Annotated in this window: 16 protein-coding genes, 1 tRNA gene and 1 other annotated feature; of the genes, 15 read left to right on the top strand and 2 right to left on the bottom strand. The window is 31.6% G+C overall.

Annotated features, from left to right (window positions below):
- The first annotated feature begins 418 nt into the window (after positions 1-418).
- The 15 genes from spoIIE (at position 419) to murD (ending at position 18,665) form a co-directional block, all read left to right on the top strand.
- Positions 419-2,782 carry a stage II sporulation protein E gene (gene spoIIE, locus KQH81_RS15930; RefSeq protein WP_027639684.1) on the top strand — a complete coding sequence of 788 codons (2,364 nt, stop codon included), beginning with the start codon at positions 419-421 and terminating at the stop codon, positions 2,780-2,782.
- A 110-nt stretch (positions 2,783-2,892) separates the two neighbouring features.
- Entirely contained in the window at positions 2,893-4,314 is a 1,422-nt protein-coding gene (tilS, locus tag KQH81_RS15925; RefSeq protein WP_099336494.1) for a tRNA lysidine(34) synthetase TilS, read from the top strand.
- Entirely contained in the window at positions 4,307-4,843 is a 537-nt protein-coding gene (gene hpt, locus KQH81_RS15920) for a hypoxanthine phosphoribosyltransferase (protein ID WP_027639686.1), read from the top strand. The genes tilS and hpt overlap by 8 nt, the downstream gene beginning before the upstream one ends.
- Before the next feature lie 87 nt (positions 4,844-4,930).
- Positions 4,931-6,736: an ATP-dependent zinc metalloprotease FtsH gene (gene ftsH / locus KQH81_RS15915; protein ID WP_027639687.1), complete on the top strand. Its 1,806-nt coding sequence runs from the start codon at positions 4,931-4,933 to the stop codon at positions 6,734-6,736.
- Between the two features lie 170 nt (positions 6,737-6,906).
- Positions 6,907-8,577, top strand: a complete 1,671-nt coding sequence (locus tag KQH81_RS15910; protein ID WP_230028494.1) for a formate--tetrahydrofolate ligase — start codon at positions 6,907-6,909, stop codon at positions 8,575-8,577.
- Between the two features lie 236 nt (positions 8,578-8,813).
- Positions 8,814-9,599: a type III pantothenate kinase gene (locus KQH81_RS15905; protein ID WP_027639689.1), complete on the top strand. Its 786-nt coding sequence runs from the start codon at positions 8,814-8,816 to the stop codon at positions 9,597-9,599.
- Between the two features lie 5 nt (positions 9,600-9,604).
- Positions 9,605-10,570, top strand: coding sequence for a tRNA dihydrouridine synthase DusB (gene dusB, locus KQH81_RS15900; protein ID WP_099336496.1), 966 nt, complete (start codon positions 9,605-9,607; stop codon positions 10,568-10,570).
- A gap of 226 nt (positions 10,571-10,796) precedes the next feature.
- On the top strand, positions 10,797-11,279 hold the full coding sequence (gene greA, locus KQH81_RS15895) for a transcription elongation factor GreA (RefSeq protein ID WP_027639691.1): 483 nt from the start codon (positions 10,797-10,799) through the stop codon (positions 11,277-11,279).
- 16 nt (positions 11,280-11,295) lie between these two features.
- On the top strand, positions 11,296-12,798 hold the full coding sequence (gene lysS / locus KQH81_RS15890; RefSeq protein ID WP_027639692.1) for a lysine--tRNA ligase: 1,503 nt from the start codon (positions 11,296-11,298) through the stop codon (positions 12,796-12,798).
- Positions 12,799-12,868: 70 nt separating this feature from the next.
- Positions 12,869-13,351, top strand: coding sequence for a hypothetical protein (locus KQH81_RS15885; RefSeq protein WP_230028492.1), 483 nt, complete (start codon positions 12,869-12,871; stop codon positions 13,349-13,351).
- 74 nt (positions 13,352-13,425) lie between these two features.
- A tRNA-Asn gene (locus tag KQH81_RS15880) sits at positions 13,426-13,500 on the top strand.
- A gap of 173 nt (positions 13,501-13,673) precedes the next feature.
- Positions 13,674-14,303: a trimeric intracellular cation channel family protein gene (locus KQH81_RS15875; RefSeq protein WP_207719580.1), complete on the top strand. Its 630-nt coding sequence runs from the start codon at positions 13,674-13,676 to the stop codon at positions 14,301-14,303.
- A gap of 50 nt (positions 14,304-14,353) precedes the next feature.
- Positions 14,354-14,517 (top strand) — a binding site (T-box leader).
- A 44-nt stretch (positions 14,518-14,561) separates the two neighbouring features.
- Positions 14,562-15,956 (top strand): glycine--tRNA ligase, encoded by a 1,395-nt coding sequence (locus KQH81_RS15870; RefSeq protein ID WP_230028491.1) that lies wholly within the window; start codon positions 14,562-14,564, stop codon positions 15,954-15,956.
- 96 nt (positions 15,957-16,052) lie between these two features.
- Complete coding sequence (locus tag KQH81_RS15865; RefSeq protein WP_230028490.1) at positions 16,053-17,150, top strand: iron-containing alcohol dehydrogenase family protein; 1,098 nt, start codon at positions 16,053-16,055, stop codon at positions 17,148-17,150.
- A 138-nt stretch (positions 17,151-17,288) separates the two neighbouring features.
- On the top strand, positions 17,289-18,665 hold the full coding sequence (murD, locus tag KQH81_RS15860) for a UDP-N-acetylmuramoyl-L-alanine--D-glutamate ligase (RefSeq protein WP_230028489.1): 1,377 nt from the start codon (positions 17,289-17,291) through the stop codon (positions 18,663-18,665).
- A 140-nt stretch (positions 18,666-18,805) separates the two neighbouring features.
- Here murD and KQH81_RS17695 read toward each other — a convergent pair whose 3' ends face one another.
- Together KQH81_RS17695 and KQH81_RS15850 are read right to left on the bottom strand one after the other, a co-directional pair.
- Positions 18,806-19,183, bottom strand: a complete 378-nt coding sequence (locus KQH81_RS17695) for a DUF6612 family protein (RefSeq protein ID WP_326839259.1) — start codon at positions 19,181-19,183, stop codon at positions 18,806-18,808.
- A complete protein-coding gene (locus tag KQH81_RS15850) occupies positions 19,159-19,665 on the bottom strand; it encodes a hypothetical protein (protein WP_230028486.1) in 507 nt (168 codons plus the stop codon). Before KQH81_RS15850 ends, KQH81_RS17695 begins: the two co-directional genes overlap by 25 nt.
- Positions 19,666-19,809: the final 144 nt, after the last annotated feature.

The raw sequence follows: 19,809 nt of genomic DNA, 5'->3' as shown, positions 1-19,809 counted from the left end.
AATTTTAAGAGGAAAAATTAAATAAATAGTTATTAAGAGTGAAATAAATGAAGAAACTTTGAAATAAAAGACATGTTCCTAAAACTTATCTTCAAAAAATATAAAGGTTTGATTTTTGACGACAATTTTGTTAAAAAAAATAAAAATCTCCAAATAAAAGTTATCCACAAGTATATCCACAATATGTAGATAAAAGTGAATGAAATATACCAATATATTGTGGATATAAAAATATTTTTCCACAAATATCCAAAATGCTTGTGGATAAAATAGTTGTGAATTAGTTGTTTAGTTTTTTACATATATATGAATTTCTGTCCAACGAAAGTTAGAATAAGAGGATAATAAGTGACATTTATTTCCAATCATGTTTGATATAATGAGTCTATGAAACATTAACTTCAGGGAGGGATTAGAAATGCAGATAGGAGCAGAAATTAATACCTATAAGAGAGAACAAGTCTTTAAAGAAGAGAATCAAGGAAGAAAAGCTACGTATTTATATAAAATTATAATATATTTTATATTGAGCATGTTTGTGAGCAGAGCCATATTAATTAATGAAACAGCACCTTTTGGAGTGGCATTAGCGCTAACTATAGTTAAGAGTAAAGATAATAGGCTTTCGCTTTCAATAATAGGTGGAAGCTTAATCGGATATTTAACTTTATTTTCTGCTGTTGATGAAGGAGCTCTTTATATAATGGGATTGATTACAATAGGAGTATTAAACTATGTTTTATCAAAGAGTACCCACAAAAAGAAACTCATTGCTATATTTTCACTTATGTTTTTAGAGATAATTGCTTATAGATATATAATGCATAGCTATAATTTGGGGATAAATGTTTTAATGACAACATTTAATTTAGGATGTATCTTTCCAATATATTTTATTATGGATTATGCTCTATTATGCAGTAAAGAATTAAAAACAAAACACTTATTTTCAAGTGAAGAGATAATAAGTATGACAATAATAGGATGTCTTGTTATTTCAGGTACATGGGGAATGAGCATTTTTGGAATGAGCCTTAGAAATATATTTGGGCTTATTTTTATAATGATTATAGCTTATATAAACGGTAGTGCTATAGGGGCGGCTGCAGGGGTTGCTATGGGAATAATAGTTGGAATGTCTTCTAATAACATGATGAATTTTATAAGTATATATGGAGTATGTGGTCTTATAGTAGGGGTGTTTAAAGAAACTGGAAAGTGGTTCACAGCCCTTGCATATATAGTTATATTTTCTATATTAAAATTTTATTCGGGTATAAATGAAGATGTAAAACTTCTAGAAGGTATTGTAAATATGGGGATGTTTCTTATGATACCAGAAAGAATTTATGATAGATGGTCTTTAGAATTTGATTGGGAAAGAAAACAAGAAGCTATAGGGAAAGATTATATAGATAAGATAAAAGAAACTTTCAATAAAAAGTTAAATAGTTTTTCGGATATATTAGGGTACATGTCTACAACATTAAATGATTTGGTTGATAATGATAAGATTTTCATGCAAAAGAAGAGTAGTGGACTTATAGAAAATTTGGCTGATAAGGTGTGTGGAAGCTGTGATATGAGGTCAACTTGTTGGAAAAGAGAATTTCACTACACCTATGCGGCTTTTGGTGAGCTTATACAAAACTACCAAGAAGATAATGATGTTATGCCTGTGGAGATTGAGAGAAAGTGTATAAAAAGAACAGCATTATCAAAGGTGACTGAGGAAATAGTGAACAGTTATATAATCAGTGAAATGTGGAGAAAGAGATTAAGTGAAGGAAGAGAACTTTTATCTGGACAGATTAGAAATATGGCTACAACTATAAATGGAATAATGGAGGATTTTGATAAAGAAGTTAATTTTGATATAGAGTTAGAAATGATTCTTAGGAAAGCATTAAATAAGAAGGATTTAGGAATAAAAGATATTTTATGCTATGAGGATAAATATAATAGGCTTCATATAAACATGGAAGCATGTCACTGTGGTGGAAATCAAAAATGTATAAAGCAAGTTCTACCTTTAGTAAATGAAGTTAGTGAAAGAATTATGTGCGTAGGAGATGATGGATGTAATATAGATGGAAAAACTGGAAGGTGTAAAATAGTTTTTGAAGAAACACCGAAGTATCATGTTGCAACTTATGTACAGCAATTAAATAAAGAAGGAGAAGCTTTTAATGGAGACAGCTATAGCTTTGAAAAGCTTGCTGATGGCACATATATGACGGTAATTAGTGATGGGATGGGATGTGGATATGACGCTTATAAGGAAAGTAAGGCTTCTGTAGAGTTAATCGAAAAATTTGCAGAATCAGGCTTTGGAAGAGAAGCTACTATAAATACTGTAAATTCTATAATGGGAATAAGATTTTCTGAAGAAGAAAAATTCTCTACATTAGACTTAAATAGTATAGATTTATATGATGGAAACGTAACCTTTATAAAAGTTGGAGCTGGAGAGAGCTTTATAAAATCAGGAGAAGATGTTGAGACTATAAGATGTAAGACACTGCCAATTGGAGTTCTTGATAAAGTTGATTTAGATATAATAGATAGAAAGATAGGTCATGGTGATATGATATTAACGCTCAGTGATGGAATTATAGATGCAGGAAGAAAAGATTGGGTCGCTGACTATTTGAAGAATATTCAATGTAATAATCCTAAAGAGTTAGCTGAGGATATATTAAATAAGGCTAAGGAACTAAGTGGCGCAAAGGTTAAGGATGATATGACTGTAATCGTATCAAAGATATATAGTTTATATTAAAAAGTCTTAGAACTAGTCTTTAGTCAGATTAGTTCTAAGACTTTAATTTTTTATTTTAATTTATGAATATATGATATAATATTTATCATGACGTTTTAGGATGTGAAAATATGAAAGAAAAAGTGTTTAGATATATAGAAGAAAACTCTATGATAGCTAAAGGTGATAGAGTGCTTGTAGCTCTTTCTGGAGGTCCGGACTCGGTATGCCTTTTAAGTATTTTAGAAGAACTTAAAGAAGATTTGAATATAGAAATCCTTGCAGCTCACTTAAATCACTGCATACGAGGTGAAGAAGCAGATAATGATGAGGAATACTCTAGACTTTTATGTGAAAAGCTAAATATTAGATTTTATTCTCAACGAGTTAAAGTTGAAGATATGGCTTCAGAATTGGGTATCTCAAGTGAGATGGCAGGAAGAAAAGCAAGGTATGATTTTTTTGATGATATAAAGAAAAAAGAAAATATAAATAAAATAGCACTTGCACACAATGCTAATGACCAAGCTGAAACTATTTTAATGAGACTTATGAGAGGCACAGGAATGGATGGTCTTGAAGGAATAAAACCAATAAGGGATGGTAAATATATACGACCGATTTTATGCTTAACAAGACCGGAAATAGAAAAGTATTGCAATTTAAAGAAACTTGATCCAAAGATAGATAAAACAAATTTAGAGCCTATTTATGCGAGAAATAAGGTTAGGCTGGAACTTATACCATATATTCAAAAGAATTTTAATGAAGATATAATAAATACATTAAATAGATTTTCAAGTATAACTTCTAGAGATAATAGTTATATGGATGAAATGACTGAAAAGGCATTTGAAAAATATGTATTACTTTCTAAAGAAAGAGCAGTAATAGGGAAAGAGTGTTTTAAAGAGCATAGTGCTATAGTTACTAGAGTAATTAGAAAAGCTATAGAGAACATAGTAAATAGCTTAAATAATTTTCAACAGATTCATATTTTGGATATAATAGATTTGCAAAAGACAAATGGAGGTAAATACATAAATTTACCTATGAATATTGTTGCGGAGAATGCATATGGGGATATAATTTTGAGATTGAAAAATGATGATACTATTGATTATTCTCCTTTGAAAATAGCTTTAAAGAATTTTGAAGAGAAACAATTACAAAAAGGTATATTCATGGGTAAAATATTTAATTATAATATATTTATTAGGCTTATTATGAAGAATAAAAGCATAAATATAAAAGGAAATGATTATACTAGATATTTTGAATTTCCAGTAGATAGTGATATAGTTATAAGACAGAGGGAACAAGGTGATAAATTTGTCCCATATGGCATGAAAGGAAATAAAAAACTTAAAGATCTATTCATGGATATGAAAATTTCAAAGGAAAAAAGAGACAAAACACCAATAGTGCTATTTGATAATGTTATTACATGGATTGTAGGATATAGAACTAGTAATAACTTTAAAATAGATAAAGATACAAAACAAATATTAGAGATTAAAGCTGAATGGGAGGATACCACTTATGATGAATAGTGATATTAAGGAAATTGTTTTTACTGAAGAAGAAATAGGAAAGAAAGTCGAAGAAATGGGGAATGCTATAAGCAGAGATTATGAAGGCAAGGAGTTAATGCTTGTTGGTGTTCTAAAAGGTTCTGTTATGTTCATGTCTGAAATAATGAAGAGAATAACAATTCCTTGTACTATAGATTTTATGGCAGTTTCAAGTTATGGAAATTCTACAAAGAGTTCAGGTGTTGTTAGAATTTTAAAGGATTTAGATCATTCAATTGAAGGGAAAAATATAGTTATAATAGAAGATATAATAGACTCAGGAAACACACTTCAATATCTTATAGACTATCTAAAAGGAAGGGGTGCTGCCAGCGTAGAAGTAGCTTGCTTATTAAATAAGCCTGCAAGAACAGTTGTAAAAATAGATGCTAAATATCTAGGCTTTGAAGTTCCAGATTACTTTTTAGTAGGATATGGATTAGACTATGCAGAAAAGTATAGGAATTTACCATATATAGGTATATTGAAAGAAGAAGTTTATAGATAATTCATACATATCATTATTGTAATGAAAAATCAACTATGATAGAATTTTATAGAATGAGATTTTACTAGAAAGAGAGGGGGGCAACCTATGAAAAAATTTTCAAGCCTAACCATATGGATAATAGTTCTTATGCTTATGGGTGTATCAGCTATGTTCCTATTGGAAACTAATAAATCAAACAATTCAATTGCTTTCAACGAATTTCAACAGGAATGGAAGCAAAATAATATAAAAAGTATAGAAGTTAAAGAAGATGGAATGACTGTAGAGGGAGTTCTTAATTCAGGAAAGACTTTTGTGACAATAGTTCCATCTACTAGATTATATCAATTTATTGGAGCTAACGAAAATACTGCTATTACAGAATCATATGAAGAACCAACTACTTTGCCAGGATGGATTAGCATAATTCCAACAGTAATCCTTATAATAATGTTATTTGGACTTTGGTTTATGTTTATGCAACAGGCACAAGGTGGCGGAGGTGGAAACCGAGGTGTAATGAACTTTGGTAAGAGCAAAGCTAAAATGGCCACCCCGGATAGCAGAAAGGTTACATTTAATGATGTAGCAGGAGCAGATGAAGAAAAAGAGGAGCTTGCTGAAATCGTAGATTTCTTAAAGAACTCTAAAAAGTATATAGACGTTGGAGCGAGAATTCCAAAGGGTGTCTTGCTTGTAGGACCTCCAGGTACAGGAAAAACACTTTTAGCAAAAGCAATAGCAGGAGAGGCAAATGTTCCGTTTTTCAGCCTTTCAGGTTCTGACTTTGTTGAAATGTTTGTAGGTGTAGGTGCATCAAGAGTAAGAGACTTATTTGAGCAGGCAAAGAAAAATGCGCCATGTATTATATTTATAGATGAGATAGACGCAGTAGGAAGACAAAGAGGTGCCGGACTTGGCGGTGGACATGATGAAAGAGAGCAGACTTTGAATCAGCTTCTTGTTGAAATGGATGGATTCGGAGTTAATGAGGGAATCATTATGATAGCTGCTACTAACAGACCTGACATTCTAGACCCAGCACTACTTAGACCAGGTAGATTTGACAGACAAATTCTAGTTGGAGCACCAGATGTTAAGGGAAGAGAAGAAATCTTAAAGGTTCACGTAAGAAACAAACCTCTTTCAGAAGATGTTCAATTAGATGTATTAGCAAAGAGAACTCCAGGATTTACTGGTGCAGATTTAGAAAACTTGGCTAATGAAGCAGCACTTTTAGCTGTTAGAAAAGATAAGAGAATAATTACAATGGAAGAAATGGAAGAGGCTATTACAAGAGTTATAGCTGGTACAGAAAAGAAGAGCAGAGTTATGAATGAAAATGAAAGAAAACTGACGGCTTATCACGAAGCTGGTCACGCAGTTGTAATGAAGCTTTTACCAAATTCTGACCCTATTCATGAAATAAGTATAATTCCAAGAGGAATGGCTGGCGGATATACTATGAGCCTTCCAAAAGAAGACAGAAGCTACACTTTAAAATCTAAACTTTTAGATGATATGGTAGGACTACTTGGTGGTAGAGTAGCAGAGAAATTAATTCTTGGAGATATAAGCACAGGTGCTAAAAATGATATAGATAGAGCAAGTAATATTGCAAGAAAAATGGTAACTGAATATGGAATGAGTGATGTCATAGGGCCTATATCCTTTGGTGAAGAACATTCGGAAGTATTCTTGGGACGTGACCTAGGTCATGGAAGAAACTTTGGCGAAGAGATAGCATCAGAAATAGATAAAGAGACAAGAAAGTTTATTGATGCGGCTTATGAAAAAGCTCAGGAACTATTAAGTGAAAATATATCAAAACTTCACGCTGTTGCAGGAACTCTTCTAGAAAAAGAAAAAATAGATGGTGCAGAGTTTGAAGAAATTTTCATGAACTCTTAAAAAGATAATCCGTAACTTGGTTTAAAACTAGGTTACGGATTTTTTAGAAAATTTACTATTATTAATCTAAAATCACCTTCTTTAATGGAATACTAAATGTTATAATAATCATAGGTTTAATGAAATTTAATAAAAAGGAGGTAAGTTGCTTATTAAGCAACTAATGGGGAATGAAGAGTGATATTGAAATAGCACAAAGTGCAAAGATGGAACCAATTATTAAGGTGGCAGAAAAACTTGGATTAAACGAAGAGCAGATTGAGTTTTACGGAAAATACAAATGTAAAATATCATTAGATGTACTTAAAAGTTTAAATGAAAAAGAAGATGGAAAGTTAATTTTAGTTACTGCTATTAACCCAACTCCAGCTGGTGAAGGAAAATCCACTGTTACAGTAGGCTTAGGGGATGCTTTACGTAAGATGGGGAAAAATTCAGTTATAGCTTTAAGAGAACCTTCTTTAGGACCTGTATTTGGAATTAAAGGGGGAGCTGCCGGCGGCGGATACGCTCAAGTAGTTCCAATGGAAGACATAAATCTTCATTTTACAGGAGATATGCATGCTATAACAGCTGCGAATAACCTTTTATCAGCAGCAATAGATAATCATATACATCAAGGTAATACATTAAAAATAGATTCGAGAAGAATAATATTTAAGAGAGTTTTAGATATGAATGATAGAGCTCTTAGAAATATAGTTGTTGGTTTAGGTGGAAAAGCTAATGGCTTCTTAAGGGAAGACGGATTTATGATTACAGTTGCATCAGAAATCATGGCTATATTATGCTTAGCTAAAGACCTACAAGATTTAAAAGAGAGAATGGGAAATATATTAGTGGCTTACAATTTAGATGGAGAGCCTGTATATTGTAAGGATTTAAAAGTACAAGGTGCTATGGCAATGCTTATGAAAGATGCTATAAAGCCAAATCTTGTACAAACATTAGAAAATACACCAGCATTAATTCATGGTGGACCATTTGCAAACATAGCTCATGGATGTAATAGCTTAACAGCCACAAAAATGGCTTTAAAACTAGGGGATTATGTTGTTACAGAAGCAGGTTTTGGAGCTGATCTAGGAGCTGAAAAATTCTTTGATATAAAATGTAGATTTGGAGGCTTAAAGCCACAATGTGTTGTAATAGTTGCTACAGTCAGAGCATTAAAACATCACGGTGGAGTTAAAAAAGAAGACTTAGGTACAGTAAATGTTGAAGCTTTAGCTAAGGGAATAAAGAACTTAGAGAAGCAAATAGAAAATGTAAAGAGTTTTGGAGTTCCAGTAGTTGTTGCTATTAATAGATTTGTTACAGACGGAGAAGAAGAACACAAGTATATTAAAGAATTCTGTGAATCTATGGGAGTAAAGGTGGCTTTAGCTGATGTATGGGCTAAAGGCGTCGAAGGTGGAATTGCTTTAGGAGAAGCTGTTTTAAAGACTATAGAAGAAGAAAAGAGCGATTTTCATCCAATATATAGCGAAGAACTTTCTATAAAGGAAAAGGTAGCAGCTATAGCTAAAAATATATATGGTGCAGATAGCGTTGCTTATTCTGCTCAAGCAAATAAACAAATAAAAGAATTAGAGCAGTTTGGATTAGATAAAAAGCCTATATGTATGGCTAAAACACAATATTCTTTATCGGATAATCCATCTTTACTTGCAAGACCATCAGGTTTTGAAGTATCAGTTCAAGAGGTTAGAGTATCTAATGGAGCTGGATTCATCGTAGTTCTTACAGGAAATATAATGACTATGCCAGGATTACCTAAAGTACCAGCAGCAGAAAAGATGGATATATTAGAAAATGGAGAAATAGTAGGTCTGTTCTAATAAAAAATAGTAAAACTTTCATGAGAAATAAAATCTCATGAAAGTTTTATTTTTGAATTAATACATCATTTTCTCTATACTCCTTGACAAAATACTGTAAATTGCTAAAATAATATTGTTAAATATTGAATAATTAAATGTTATAAGACTGCATAAATTAAAAAATGAGACTTAAATTTTATTATAAAAGCAGCATTATGCTGCTTTTATAATTATATAGGGGCGGTGTAAATATTATGATTTTACTTATAGATGTAGGGAATACAAATGTTGTTTTAGGAGTATATGACAACGAAAATCAAAGGCTTATAGGAGATTGGAGACTGGCTACAGACAGTAAGAAGACCTCTGATGAATATGGTATAGAAGTTATGCAGCTTTTTGCTCATAAACATTTTGAAGTAAGTGATATAAAGGGAGTTATATTATCATCTGTAGTTCCAAATGTAGTTTATACTTTGGAGCACATGATAAGAAAGTTTTTTGACAGAAATCCTATAATAGTAGGACCTGGAATAAAAACTGGTATAAATATAAAATATGATAATCCAAAAGAAGTAGGAGCTGATAGAATAGTTAATGCAGTTGCAGCTCATGATCTTTACAAAAGACCTGTAATAATAATTGATTTTGGAACAGCTACAACTTTTTGTGCTGTAAATAAAAATGGAGATTATTTAGGTGGAGCTATATGTCCTGGTGTTAAGATTTCATCAGATGCCCTATTTGAAAGAGCAGCAAAACTTCCAAGAGTAGAGCTTGCAAAGACAGAAACTATAATATGTAAGAACACTGTATCAAGTATGCAGGCTGGTATAGTATATGGATATATAGGACAGGTACAATACATAGTGAATAAAATGAAAAAAGAAATGATAGAAATGGGTACTGAGGAGCCTTATGTAATAGCAACGGGAGGATTGGCTAGACTTATATATGAAGAAACAGAATGTATAGATAAGATAGACCCTCTTTTGACATTAGAAGGATTGATTCGTATATATGAGAAAAACAAGGAGTAGATAAAGTGAACATAGGAAAAAATGAATTCCATGAAGGTGTTTTTCTAGCACCAATGGCTGGAGTTACAGATATAGCCTATAGAGGACTTTGCAAACTTATGGGCGCAGACCTTGTATACACAGAAATGGTAAGTGCTAAGGGTTTGCTTTATAATAATAAAAATACTATTGAACTTCTAAAGCTGTCACAGGAAGAAAAACCAGTGGCAGTTCAACTTTTTGGAAATGATCCTTATATATTGGCAAAAGCTGTAGAGGCATTTAATGATGATAATGATGTTTTGCTAATAGATATAAATATGGGATGTCCAGCACCAAAGATAGTGAAAAATGGGGAAGGATCTGCCCTTATGCTTGATCCGCACCTAGCAAGAGATATTATTAAAGAAATGAAAAGAGCATCTGTAAAGCCTATAACTGCAAAGTTCAGAAAGGGATTTTATAGAGAAGACAGCTTGGCATCTGACTTTGCTAAGTACCTAGAGGATGGTGGGGCTGATGCCTTAACCATTCATGGAAGAACTAGAGAACAGATGTATGAAGGAAAGGCAGATTGGAGCATAATAAGAGATGTAAAAAAATCTGTTTCAATACCTGTTATAGGAAATGGAGATGTATTTTCTCCAGAAGATGCCATTAAAATGAAACAAGTTACTGAATGTGATGGGATTATGGTAGCAAGAGGGGCCATGGGAAACCCGTGGATTTTTAGAGATATAAAAGATGCTTTAAATGGCAGTCCTCAAAATAAAGTGTCAGATGTAGAAAAGCTTGATATGTGTATGAAGCATTATAGATTAGCACTTGCTTATTATGATGAATATAGGGCAGTCAGAGAGATGAGAAAGCAAATTGGATGGTATTTAAAAGGAATACAAAATAGCACAGCTGTAAAAAATCAAATAAATATTGAGAATGACAGCAAAAAAGTTTTAGAGATCATAAGCGAATTTAGAAATAGTTTAATATAAGGTGTAAGAATTTTAATTAAGTACTTAACTACAAATGTGGTGAATAGATATATATCATATAAAATTCATTATTAAAGAAAAAATATAAGCATTAGTTAAGTTGACAATAATTATTTTACTGGTCTATAATGTTTTAAATATACAAATGAAACTAGTGAAATGAATTGTAAATAAATAAGCCATAATATATAATGGTTACTATGAAGATTAAAGGGGAGTTAGAAAAATGAGCGAGCAAAAAAAATATGTAATGACCTATGAGGGAATAAAAAAATTAGAGGATGAATTAGAGTTTTTAAAAACTGTAAAAAGAAAAGAGATAACTGAAAAGATAAAAGTTGCTCTAGGATATGGGGATTTAAGTGAAAACTCTGAGTATGATGAAGCTAAAAATGAGCAGGCATTTGTTGAAGGAAGAATAATTCAACTTGAAAATATGCTTAAAAATGCTAGTGTTATAGATGAAAGTGAGATATCTACGGATACAGTAAATATAGGATCTATAGTTAATGTTAAAGATTATGAATTTGATGAAGAAGTAGAGTATTCAATAGTTGGATCAGCAGAAGCTGATGTAATGAAAAATAAAATATCAAACGAATCACCAGTAGGAAAAGCTCTAATGGGCAAGAAAGTTGGAGACGTTGTAGATGTAGTAGTTCCAGGTGGAGTTTGTAAGTATGAAATACTAGGAATAAGAAGAAGTTAATAACGGAGGTAGTACAATGGCTAATGAAGAAATGAACATTAAGGCTGAAGAAGCTAAGTATAGTGAGCAGGAAGCCCTTAGAAGACAAAAACTTGAAGAGCTGCAGGCAGAAGGAAAGGATCCTTTTGACGTATATAAAGTAGAAAGAACTCATACATCAAAGGAAGTAAAAGATAACTACGAAGAGCTTGAAGGGAAAGTAGTAACTGTAGCTGGAAGACTTATGTCAAAGAGAGTTCAAGGTAAAATTGGATTTGCTGATATAAACGATAGAGATGGGAAGCTTCAACTATTCTTAAAAGTAAACAACTTAGGAGCAGAAAGGTTAAAAGAATTTAAAACTTTAGACCTTGGAGACTGGGTTAGTGTAACAGGAGAGATCTTTAAAACTAAGACTGAAGAGATAACAGTTATGGTTAATGAATATGAGCTTATCTCTAAGTCATTAAAGCCGCTTCCTGAAAAATGGCACGGATTAAAAGATCAAGATTTAAGATATAGACAAAGAGAAGTTGATATCATAACTAATCCAGAAGTTAAGGATACTTTTATAAAGAGATCAAAGATAATAAGAGCTATAAGAGAATTCTTAGACAACTTAGGATATATGGAAGTAGAAACTCCAATACTTTCTCCAATAGCAGGAGGAGCAGCTGCAAGACCATTCATTACACATCATAATGCATTAAACATAGACATGTATTTGAGAATAGCTACAGAGTTATACTTAAAGAGATGTATAGTTTCAGGTTTTGAAAAAGTATATGATATGGGTAAGAACTTTAGAAATGAAGGAGTATCTGTAAGACATAATCCGGAATTCACTATGATAGAATTATATGAAGCTTATGCTGATTACAATGATATGATGGTTATAATGGAAAACATGGTTGCATATGCTTGTGAAAAGGTTAATGGAACTACAAAGGTAGTTTATGAAGGAAAAGAAATAGACCTTACTCCACCATGGAGAAGAGCTACTATGGTTGATCTTGTAAAAGAATATGCTGGAGTAGATTTTGATACTATAGCTACACATGAAGAAGCAAGAGCGATAGCGAAGGAAAAACATCTTGAGTTCAAGAAAGATATAAATGACTGTACAAAGGGAGATATATTAAATGCTATGTTTGAAGAATATGCAGAAGAGCATTTAATTCAACCAACTTTTGTATGTGATTATCCTGTAGAAATTTCTCCTTTAACTAAGAAGAAGAGAGGTAAGGAAGAGTATACAGAAAGATTTGAAGGATTCATATATGGAAGAGAAGTTTGCAACGCTTACTCAGAGCTTAACGATCCAATAGTTCAAAGAGAGAGATTTGAACAACAAGCAAAAGAAAGAGAACTTGGAGATGATGAAGCTTACGTAATAGATGAAGACTTTATGAGTGCACTTGAAACAGGAATGCCTCCAACAGGAGGACTTGGAATGGGTGTAGATAGAATAGTTATGTTTTTGACTAACTCATCGTCAATAAGAGATGTAATCTTATTCCCAACAATGAAACCATTATAAGAAGAATATAAAAAGCTCATTAGATCGACAGAAAACCTAATGAGCTTTTCTGCATATTAGGGGGGATTATGTGATAAATATAAAAGAAGTTCATGAATTTATAAATTCAATATATGAAAATGCAGAAAATGCTTATAAAAAATTATCGGAAAGTGAAAAAATAAAATGCACATATACTATATGTAAAGGGAATTATATCAAGATAGGTTCTGAATATAGATATCAGCACTATGGAATACCAATAATAGTTATAGAAGGTGTTGGGGATATAGGATTTAACCTGGATGGGATTTTCTTTGAGTTTTTCTTAGATAGAGATGAACTTGCAAATATGGATTTCAATGAAATTAGTAATAGGCATGTTGAGATTTATGGAGCTGAAGATTGTTCTGTAGATTATTATAAAATTGGTGACAAACTAAGGAATGTTAAAAGAAAAATAGAAGGAAGTACAGAAAATAGTTTTGGAATAGCTTTTTATTATAATAGTTATGATGTAGATAGGGATATCATAGAGGAATTTATGATAGTTAAAAAGGCATTAAAAAAGTAAAAAAAAATACAAAAAAATTAAAAAAACTATTGAAATTATAAAAAAAACTGCTATAATAATATATGTAATAACGTTCCGCGATAGCTCAACGGTGGAGCACTCGGCTGTTAACCGATAGGTTGAAGGTTCGAATCCTTTTCGCGGAGCCATTTTTCTTTTTTGAAACCTAAATAGCGTTAAACATAGATTTAGAGATGATAAGAGTCATCTCTTTTTTTACGACTAATTGAGAATAATATAAATTTTAATGTAACATTTTTATGATTAGCATAGTATATAGTATAAATAGATATAAGTTGAAAATTTGACTTGGGGTGAGGGCATGATATTACTATTAAATGTTTTCGAAGCTATAGGAACTATAGCATTTGCAATATCGGGGGCACTAATAGGTATTGAAAAGAAATTAGACATATTTGGTATAAGTTTTTTATCTATAACTACAGCTTTAGGTGGAGGGATTTTTAGAGATATACTTATAGGGAACACTCCTCCAACAGCTTTTGTAAATCCACAATATATGATAGTAGCAATAATAGTGGCGCTAATAACGTATAAATTTAATAGTAAAGTGAGAAAACTACAAGGAATAATAAGTTTATGCGATAGCATAGGGTTAGCTGTTTTTACTGCAATTGGAGCTAATGCAGCATTTTCAAATGGATTTGATGCACCTTTAATAGTTGTTGCTATGGGAGTATTTACAGGCGTAGGTGGCGGAATATTAAGAGATGTATTTGTGAAAGATATTCCATTCGTATTCAGAAAAGAAGTTTATGCAGTGGCATGTCTCATAGGAGCATTAGCTTTTTATTTCGTAGAGGACATAATACCAAGAGAAGGAGCATTATATGTATGCTTTTTAATTACATTTATTACTAGAATTTTATCAATAAAATTTGATTTGAATTTGCCAGCAAAAAAAGAAGTTTTTGATAGGAAGGCAGTTTAATCTATTGACAATATAAAACTATTTGCTACAATAAGTTTATATAACTAAATATTCATGCGATGATAAAGAAAAGTACTTTATGTGAATCTTATAGAGAGATGATGGATGGTGTAAATCATTAGATTTTTTAAAGGAATGGAGCTTTTGAGCAATATTTTATGAAAGCAGGGCCTATGCCAATAAGGGTGGAACCGCGGATTTATCCGTCCCTTAATTGGTATAGCCTTTTTTATTATAAAAAATTAGGAGGTAGAAAAAATGGCAGTAGAAAAGACTATGGATAAGATAGTAGCTTTATGCAAAAATAGAGGATTTATATTCCCTGGATCAGACATATACGGTGGTCTTGCAAACTCTTGGGATTACGGTCCTTTAGGAGTTGAATTTAAAAATAATGTTAAGAAAGCTTGGTGGAAGAAATTCGTTCAAGAGAGTCCATATAATGTAGGTGTTGACTGTGCAATACTTATGAATAGAGAAGTTTGGGTGGCATCAGGACACGTAGGCGGATTCTCAGACCCACTTATGGACTGTAAGGATTGTAAAACTAGATATAGAGCAGATAAAATAGTTGAAGATCACATGACTGAAAACGGAGCAGAAGTTGCTACTGCTGATGGATGGACTAATGAGGAATTAAAGAAATATATAGATGATAATAACATCTGTTGTCCTAAATGTGGAAAGAAGAATTTCACTGACATAAGAAAGTTTAACCTTATGTTCAAGACTTTCCAAGGAGTAACAGAAGATGCTAAGTCAGAAATATATTTAAGACCAGAAACAGCTCAAGGTATATTTGTAAACTTTAAGAATGTTCAAAGATCATCGAGAAAGAAGATACCTTTTGGAATAGCTCAAATAGGTAAATCTTTCAGAAATGAAATAACTCCAGGAAACTTTACATTTAGAACTAGAGAGTTCGAACAAATGGAACTTGAATTCTTCTGTGAACCAGGAAAAGATTTAGAGTGGTTCGATTACTGGAGAAAGTATTGCTGGAACTTCTTATTAAATCTAGGAATGAATAATGAAAATATAAGAATGAGAGATCACGATAAGGAAGAGTTATCTTTCTACAGCAATGCTACATCTGATATAGAATATTTATTCCCATTTGGATGGGGAGAACTTTGGGGAATAGCTGATAGAACAGACTACGACCTTAAAAAACATATGGAACATTCAGGTCAAGATTTAAGCTATTTAGACCAAACTACAAATGAAAGATATGTGCCTTATTGTATCGAGCCATCATTAGGAGCTGATAGAGTTGCACTTGCATTCTTGGTAGAAGCTTATGATGAAGAAGAACTTGATGGAGGAAAGGATGTAAGAACTGTACTTCATTTCCATCCAGCACTTGCACCATTTAAAGCGGCTGTATTACCTCTATCAAAGAAGCTTTCAGATAAAGCAGGAGAAGTTTATGCAATGCTTAGTAAGAGCTTCCCAGTTGACTATGATGAAACTGGATCAATAGGAAAGAGATATAGAAGAGAAGATGAAATAGGAACACCATTCTGTATAACAGTAGATTTCGATACAGAGACAGACAATACAGTAACTGTAAGAGATAGAGACACAATGGAACAAATAAGATTACCAATTGATGAACTTGTAAGCTACATTAGTGAGAAAATGGAGTTTTAGTATAAGATAAATTTAAAAACAAAATTTTAGAACTAGAATTAAAAGCTGAGGACATTATGGAACTCAGCTTTTGTTTTAAATTTAAGGAGGTGTCCCATGAGTTTTAAATATTTAATGCCTACTAAATGCTATTTTGGTAAAGGTGTAGTTTTAGAATATAAGGATGAGCTAAAAAACTTTGGAGAAAAGGCTATGATAGTAACAGGGAAAAGTTCTTCAAAGAAAAACGGATCTTTAAAAGATATGGAAGAGGCTTTAAGCTTAAACAACATATCCTATATAATATTTGATGATATAGAAGAAAATCCAAGTTTAGAGACTATAGGCAGAGCAGCGGAACTAGGAAAAAAAGAAGATGTAGACTTTATAATAGGTATAGGCGGAGGATCACCAATAGATGCATCAAAAGCAATAGGGGTATTAATAAATAACGTGAACTATAGCTGTGAAGATATACTTGAAGCGCCATACCTCAAAAGTATTCCTGTAATTGCCGTGCCAACTACAGCTGGAACTGGATCAGAAGTTACACCTTATTCCATAGTAACAGATCATAAAGCTAAGACTAAGAAGAATCTAGGACAATTAATCTATCCTGAAATAGCTTTTTGTGATGCTTCTTATATGGTTGAGATGCCATATACTGTTACTGTAAATACAGGAATAGATGCATTTTCTCATCTTGCAGAGGCTTACCTTAATAGCAATGCAAATATTATGTCAGATATATATTGTGAGAAAGGTCTTAAAATTTTTGGAGAATGTCTTCCTAAATTTTTAAGTGGAGAGTTAGATTTAAAGCTTAGAGAAGACCTTATGATGGTTTCAACATTAGGGGGAATGGCTATAACTCAAACAGGAACTTCTCTTCCACATGGCATGGGATATCATTTGACTTACTTTAAAGGCATGGCGCATGGAATGGCAAATGGGATACTTTATGAAGAGTATCTTAAAGTATTTAAAGATAAAACAAGGGTTAATGAACTTCTTTCATTTATAGGGGTAAATTCTATAGAGGAATTGGGAGAAAAGTTCAGGAATATTTTAAAATGGAATGGTATTGTGACAGAAGAAGAAATTTTAAGTTATGCTAAGTCTATAGCTTGCAATAAAGGAAAATTAAAAAATCATCCGGAAGAAATAACGGAGAAAGAGTTGTATAATATTTATTATAGAAGTTTAATTAAATAGAATTATATTGGACGTATCAATCATGTGATAAAGTTTTAGGGGAGTTTAAAAACAAGCATATATGATAAGAATTATCATAAGAAATAATTTAGTATAATATAATATAAGAAATTAAGGGGCAATATGTAGGAGGAATAAATGAAACGAGACTTTAGAGAATTTAAAGATTTTATAAAAGGTTCTAAGGTAGCAGTAGTTGGTATAGGTATAAGCAATTTACCTCTAATAAATTTTCTTGTTAAGCTTGGTGCTGATGTCACTGCCTTCGATAGAAAAGATGAAAGAGATTTAGGAGCGACTTCTGATAATCTTAAATCTATAGGGGTTAAATTATGCTTAGGACAACGATATTTAGATGGACTTACAGGATTTGAAGTTATTTTCAAAACACCAGGAATGAGGATAGATAGCCCTGCCTTAGTTAAGGCAAAAGAAGAAGGAGCAAAGATTACTTCTGAGATGGAAGAATTTCTTAAATATTGTCCTGCTAAAGTTTATGGAGTTACTGGAAGTGACGGTAAAACTACAACGACCACAATAATCTCAAAACTTTTGACAGCAGAAGGGTATAAAACATGGGTTGGAGGCAATATAGGAGCTCCTTTATTTGCAAATATAGAAGATATTAAACCTGAAAATAAAGTAGTTTTAGAATTGTCATCTTTCCAACTTATGACTATGGATGTATCTCCGGAAGTAGCTATAATAACCAACTTAAGTCCAAATCACCTTGATATGCATAAAAATATGAATGAATATATTGAATCTAAAAAGAATATTTTTAAATATCAAGATAAGAATTCATTGCTTATATTAAATAGGGAAAATGACATAACTTATAGCTTTATAAAGGAAGCAAAAGGAAATGTTGAACTTTTCTCAAATACAAGAGTTCTAGAAGATGGAGCATTTTTGAAAAATGATATGCTTTTTATAAAAGGAACTGAAGTATGCAGCAAAAATGATATACGTATAAAAGGAGATCATAATGTTCAAAACTATTTGGCAGCATTTTTGGCAGTAAAGGATGATGTGTCAAAGGAAACTATGAAAAATGTAGCTATGAATTTTAATGGGGTTGAGCACAGAAATGAATTCATAAGAGAAGTTGAAGGCGTAAAATACTACAACGACTCTATTGGATCAAGTCCAACAAGAACTTTGGCTACAATAAGTGTCTTTGAAGAACCAGTTATACTTTTAGCTGGAGGATATGATAAGAAGATACCATTTGAAACTTTAGCTCAAAATGGATATAGTCATATAAAGACATTAATACTTATGGGTCATACAAAAGAGAAGATAAAGAAGGTTTTTGATGATTTAAGAAATGAAAAAGGAATAAATATTCCTATATATATAGTAGAAAATCTTGAAGAAGCTTTATTAAAAGCAAAGGAAATATCAAAGAGTGGAGACTCAGTTGTTCTTTCTCCTGCTTGTGCAAGCTTTGATGCTTTCCCTAACTTTGAGGTGAGAGGAAATAGATTTAAGGAATTAGTAAATAAACTTTAATAAAAAAAATCCTATGTGAATGAGCACATAGGATTTTCTTACTTTTAAGAAAATGTAGAAGAAAAAAGTACAATAAAGTAATTAAAAAAGAAATTCACAAGATTTTAAACTTAATTAAAGATCTTGTGGATTAAGTGTTTTTATTGAATATTTGAAAATGGACTATTTTTAAGTTCTTCTGGAGTGGCTATATCAGATTCTTTAACTTCAGGAATATCAATTTTAGAATCATAGGCATTTATAATCATTTCAGTACTGCAATCCGCAGATTCATTTCCAATATTTATCTTGAATTTAATTTCTGTATAAATAGGAACGTAGTCTTTATTTATATAAGTATCAATAGTCATATCACTTACTTTTAGTGAATCAAACATTTCCTTTGTAGCAGGATCATTTGAAAGATCAGAGCCACTTTCAGAAAAAGAATCTTTAATAGCGGATTTTAAAACGTTATTTAATTCATCACTGTTAAGGGATAGAGAAAGCTGATCTAAAGATTGCTCTGAGCCATTAATTGTTTTTTTGCTTTTGTAAGTTTGGTGTTATTTTTCTTGGCTTCATCAAATGCAACTTTAAAAATATTATTGTACTCTGAAGAAGAATTTGAAAAATTAGATTTTGAAGCGGTTTTTAAAAATTCCTTGCCTTCTTCAGAATCCGTCATATCTATATACTTAGGAAATATATCATTGAATTTAACAAATATCTTTTCTTGAGAAGCATTCATTGTCATGCTGAGCTTCATAATCATTATATCCATAGAAAAATCTGCATAAAATTTAGATTCTTTTGGAATAGCTTTGGCATTTATTTTCATAGTTATAGGAGAAGAGTTGGGAATTGTACAAGAAAGATTTAACGATTCATCTATGTTTTCTATAGAGTTTAGCTTATCTAATGTAGAGTTCAAAATTTCCTCTGTAGATTTTTGTCCGCAAGATGCAAGAAAGAAGATGCAAAGAAAAGCGGAAAATAAACAAATTATTTTTTTCTTCATAATAGAATTACCTCCAAAATATCATAATTAAATTAATTATAACATGTGAAATTTCTGAAAACAATGTTAACATAAAAATACGCTGCCTGGTGTGTCTTTATTAGAATAAATTAGAATTAGTGAGGAAATAAAAGAAATAATAGT

The sequence above is a fragment of the Clostridium cadaveris genome, assembly GCF_020911725.1.
Classification (GTDB): domain Bacteria; phylum Bacillota; class Clostridia; order Clostridiales; family Clostridiaceae; genus Clostridium_X; species Clostridium_X cadaveris.
This window is presented reverse-complemented; position numbering and strand designations above follow the sequence as displayed.

Coding starts and splice junctions, on each gene's coding strand:
- spoIIE (WP_027639684.1), top strand. CDS start 419: ATGCAGATAGGAGCAGAAATTAATACCTATAAGAGAGAACAAGTCTTT.
- tilS (WP_099336494.1), top strand. CDS start 2,893: ATGAAAGAAAAAGTGTTTAGATATATAGAAGAAAACTCTATGATAGCT.
- hpt (WP_027639686.1), top strand. CDS start 4,307: ATGAATAGTGATATTAAGGAAATTGTTTTTACTGAAGAAGAAATAGGA.
- ftsH (WP_027639687.1), top strand. CDS start 4,931: ATGAAAAAATTTTCAAGCCTAACCATATGGATAATAGTTCTTATGCTT.
- KQH81_RS15910 (WP_230028494.1), top strand. CDS start 6,907: ATGAAGAGTGATATTGAAATAGCACAAAGTGCAAAGATGGAACCAATT.
- KQH81_RS15905 (WP_027639689.1), top strand. CDS start 8,814: ATGATTTTACTTATAGATGTAGGGAATACAAATGTTGTTTTAGGAGTA.
- greA (WP_027639691.1), top strand. CDS start 10,797: ATGAGCGAGCAAAAAAAATATGTAATGACCTATGAGGGAATAAAAAAA.
- lysS (WP_027639692.1), top strand. CDS start 11,296: ATGGCTAATGAAGAAATGAACATTAAGGCTGAAGAAGCTAAGTATAGT.
- KQH81_RS15875 (WP_207719580.1), top strand. CDS start 13,674: ATGATATTACTATTAAATGTTTTCGAAGCTATAGGAACTATAGCATTT.
- KQH81_RS15870 (WP_230028491.1), top strand. CDS start 14,562: ATGGCAGTAGAAAAGACTATGGATAAGATAGTAGCTTTATGCAAAAAT.
- KQH81_RS15865 (WP_230028490.1), top strand. CDS start 16,053: ATGAGTTTTAAATATTTAATGCCTACTAAATGCTATTTTGGTAAAGGT.
- murD (WP_230028489.1), top strand. CDS start 17,289: ATGAAACGAGACTTTAGAGAATTTAAAGATTTTATAAAAGGTTCTAAG.
- KQH81_RS15850 (WP_230028486.1), bottom strand. CDS start 19,665: ATGAAGAAAAAAATAATTTGTTTATTTTCCGCTTTTCTTTGCATCTTC.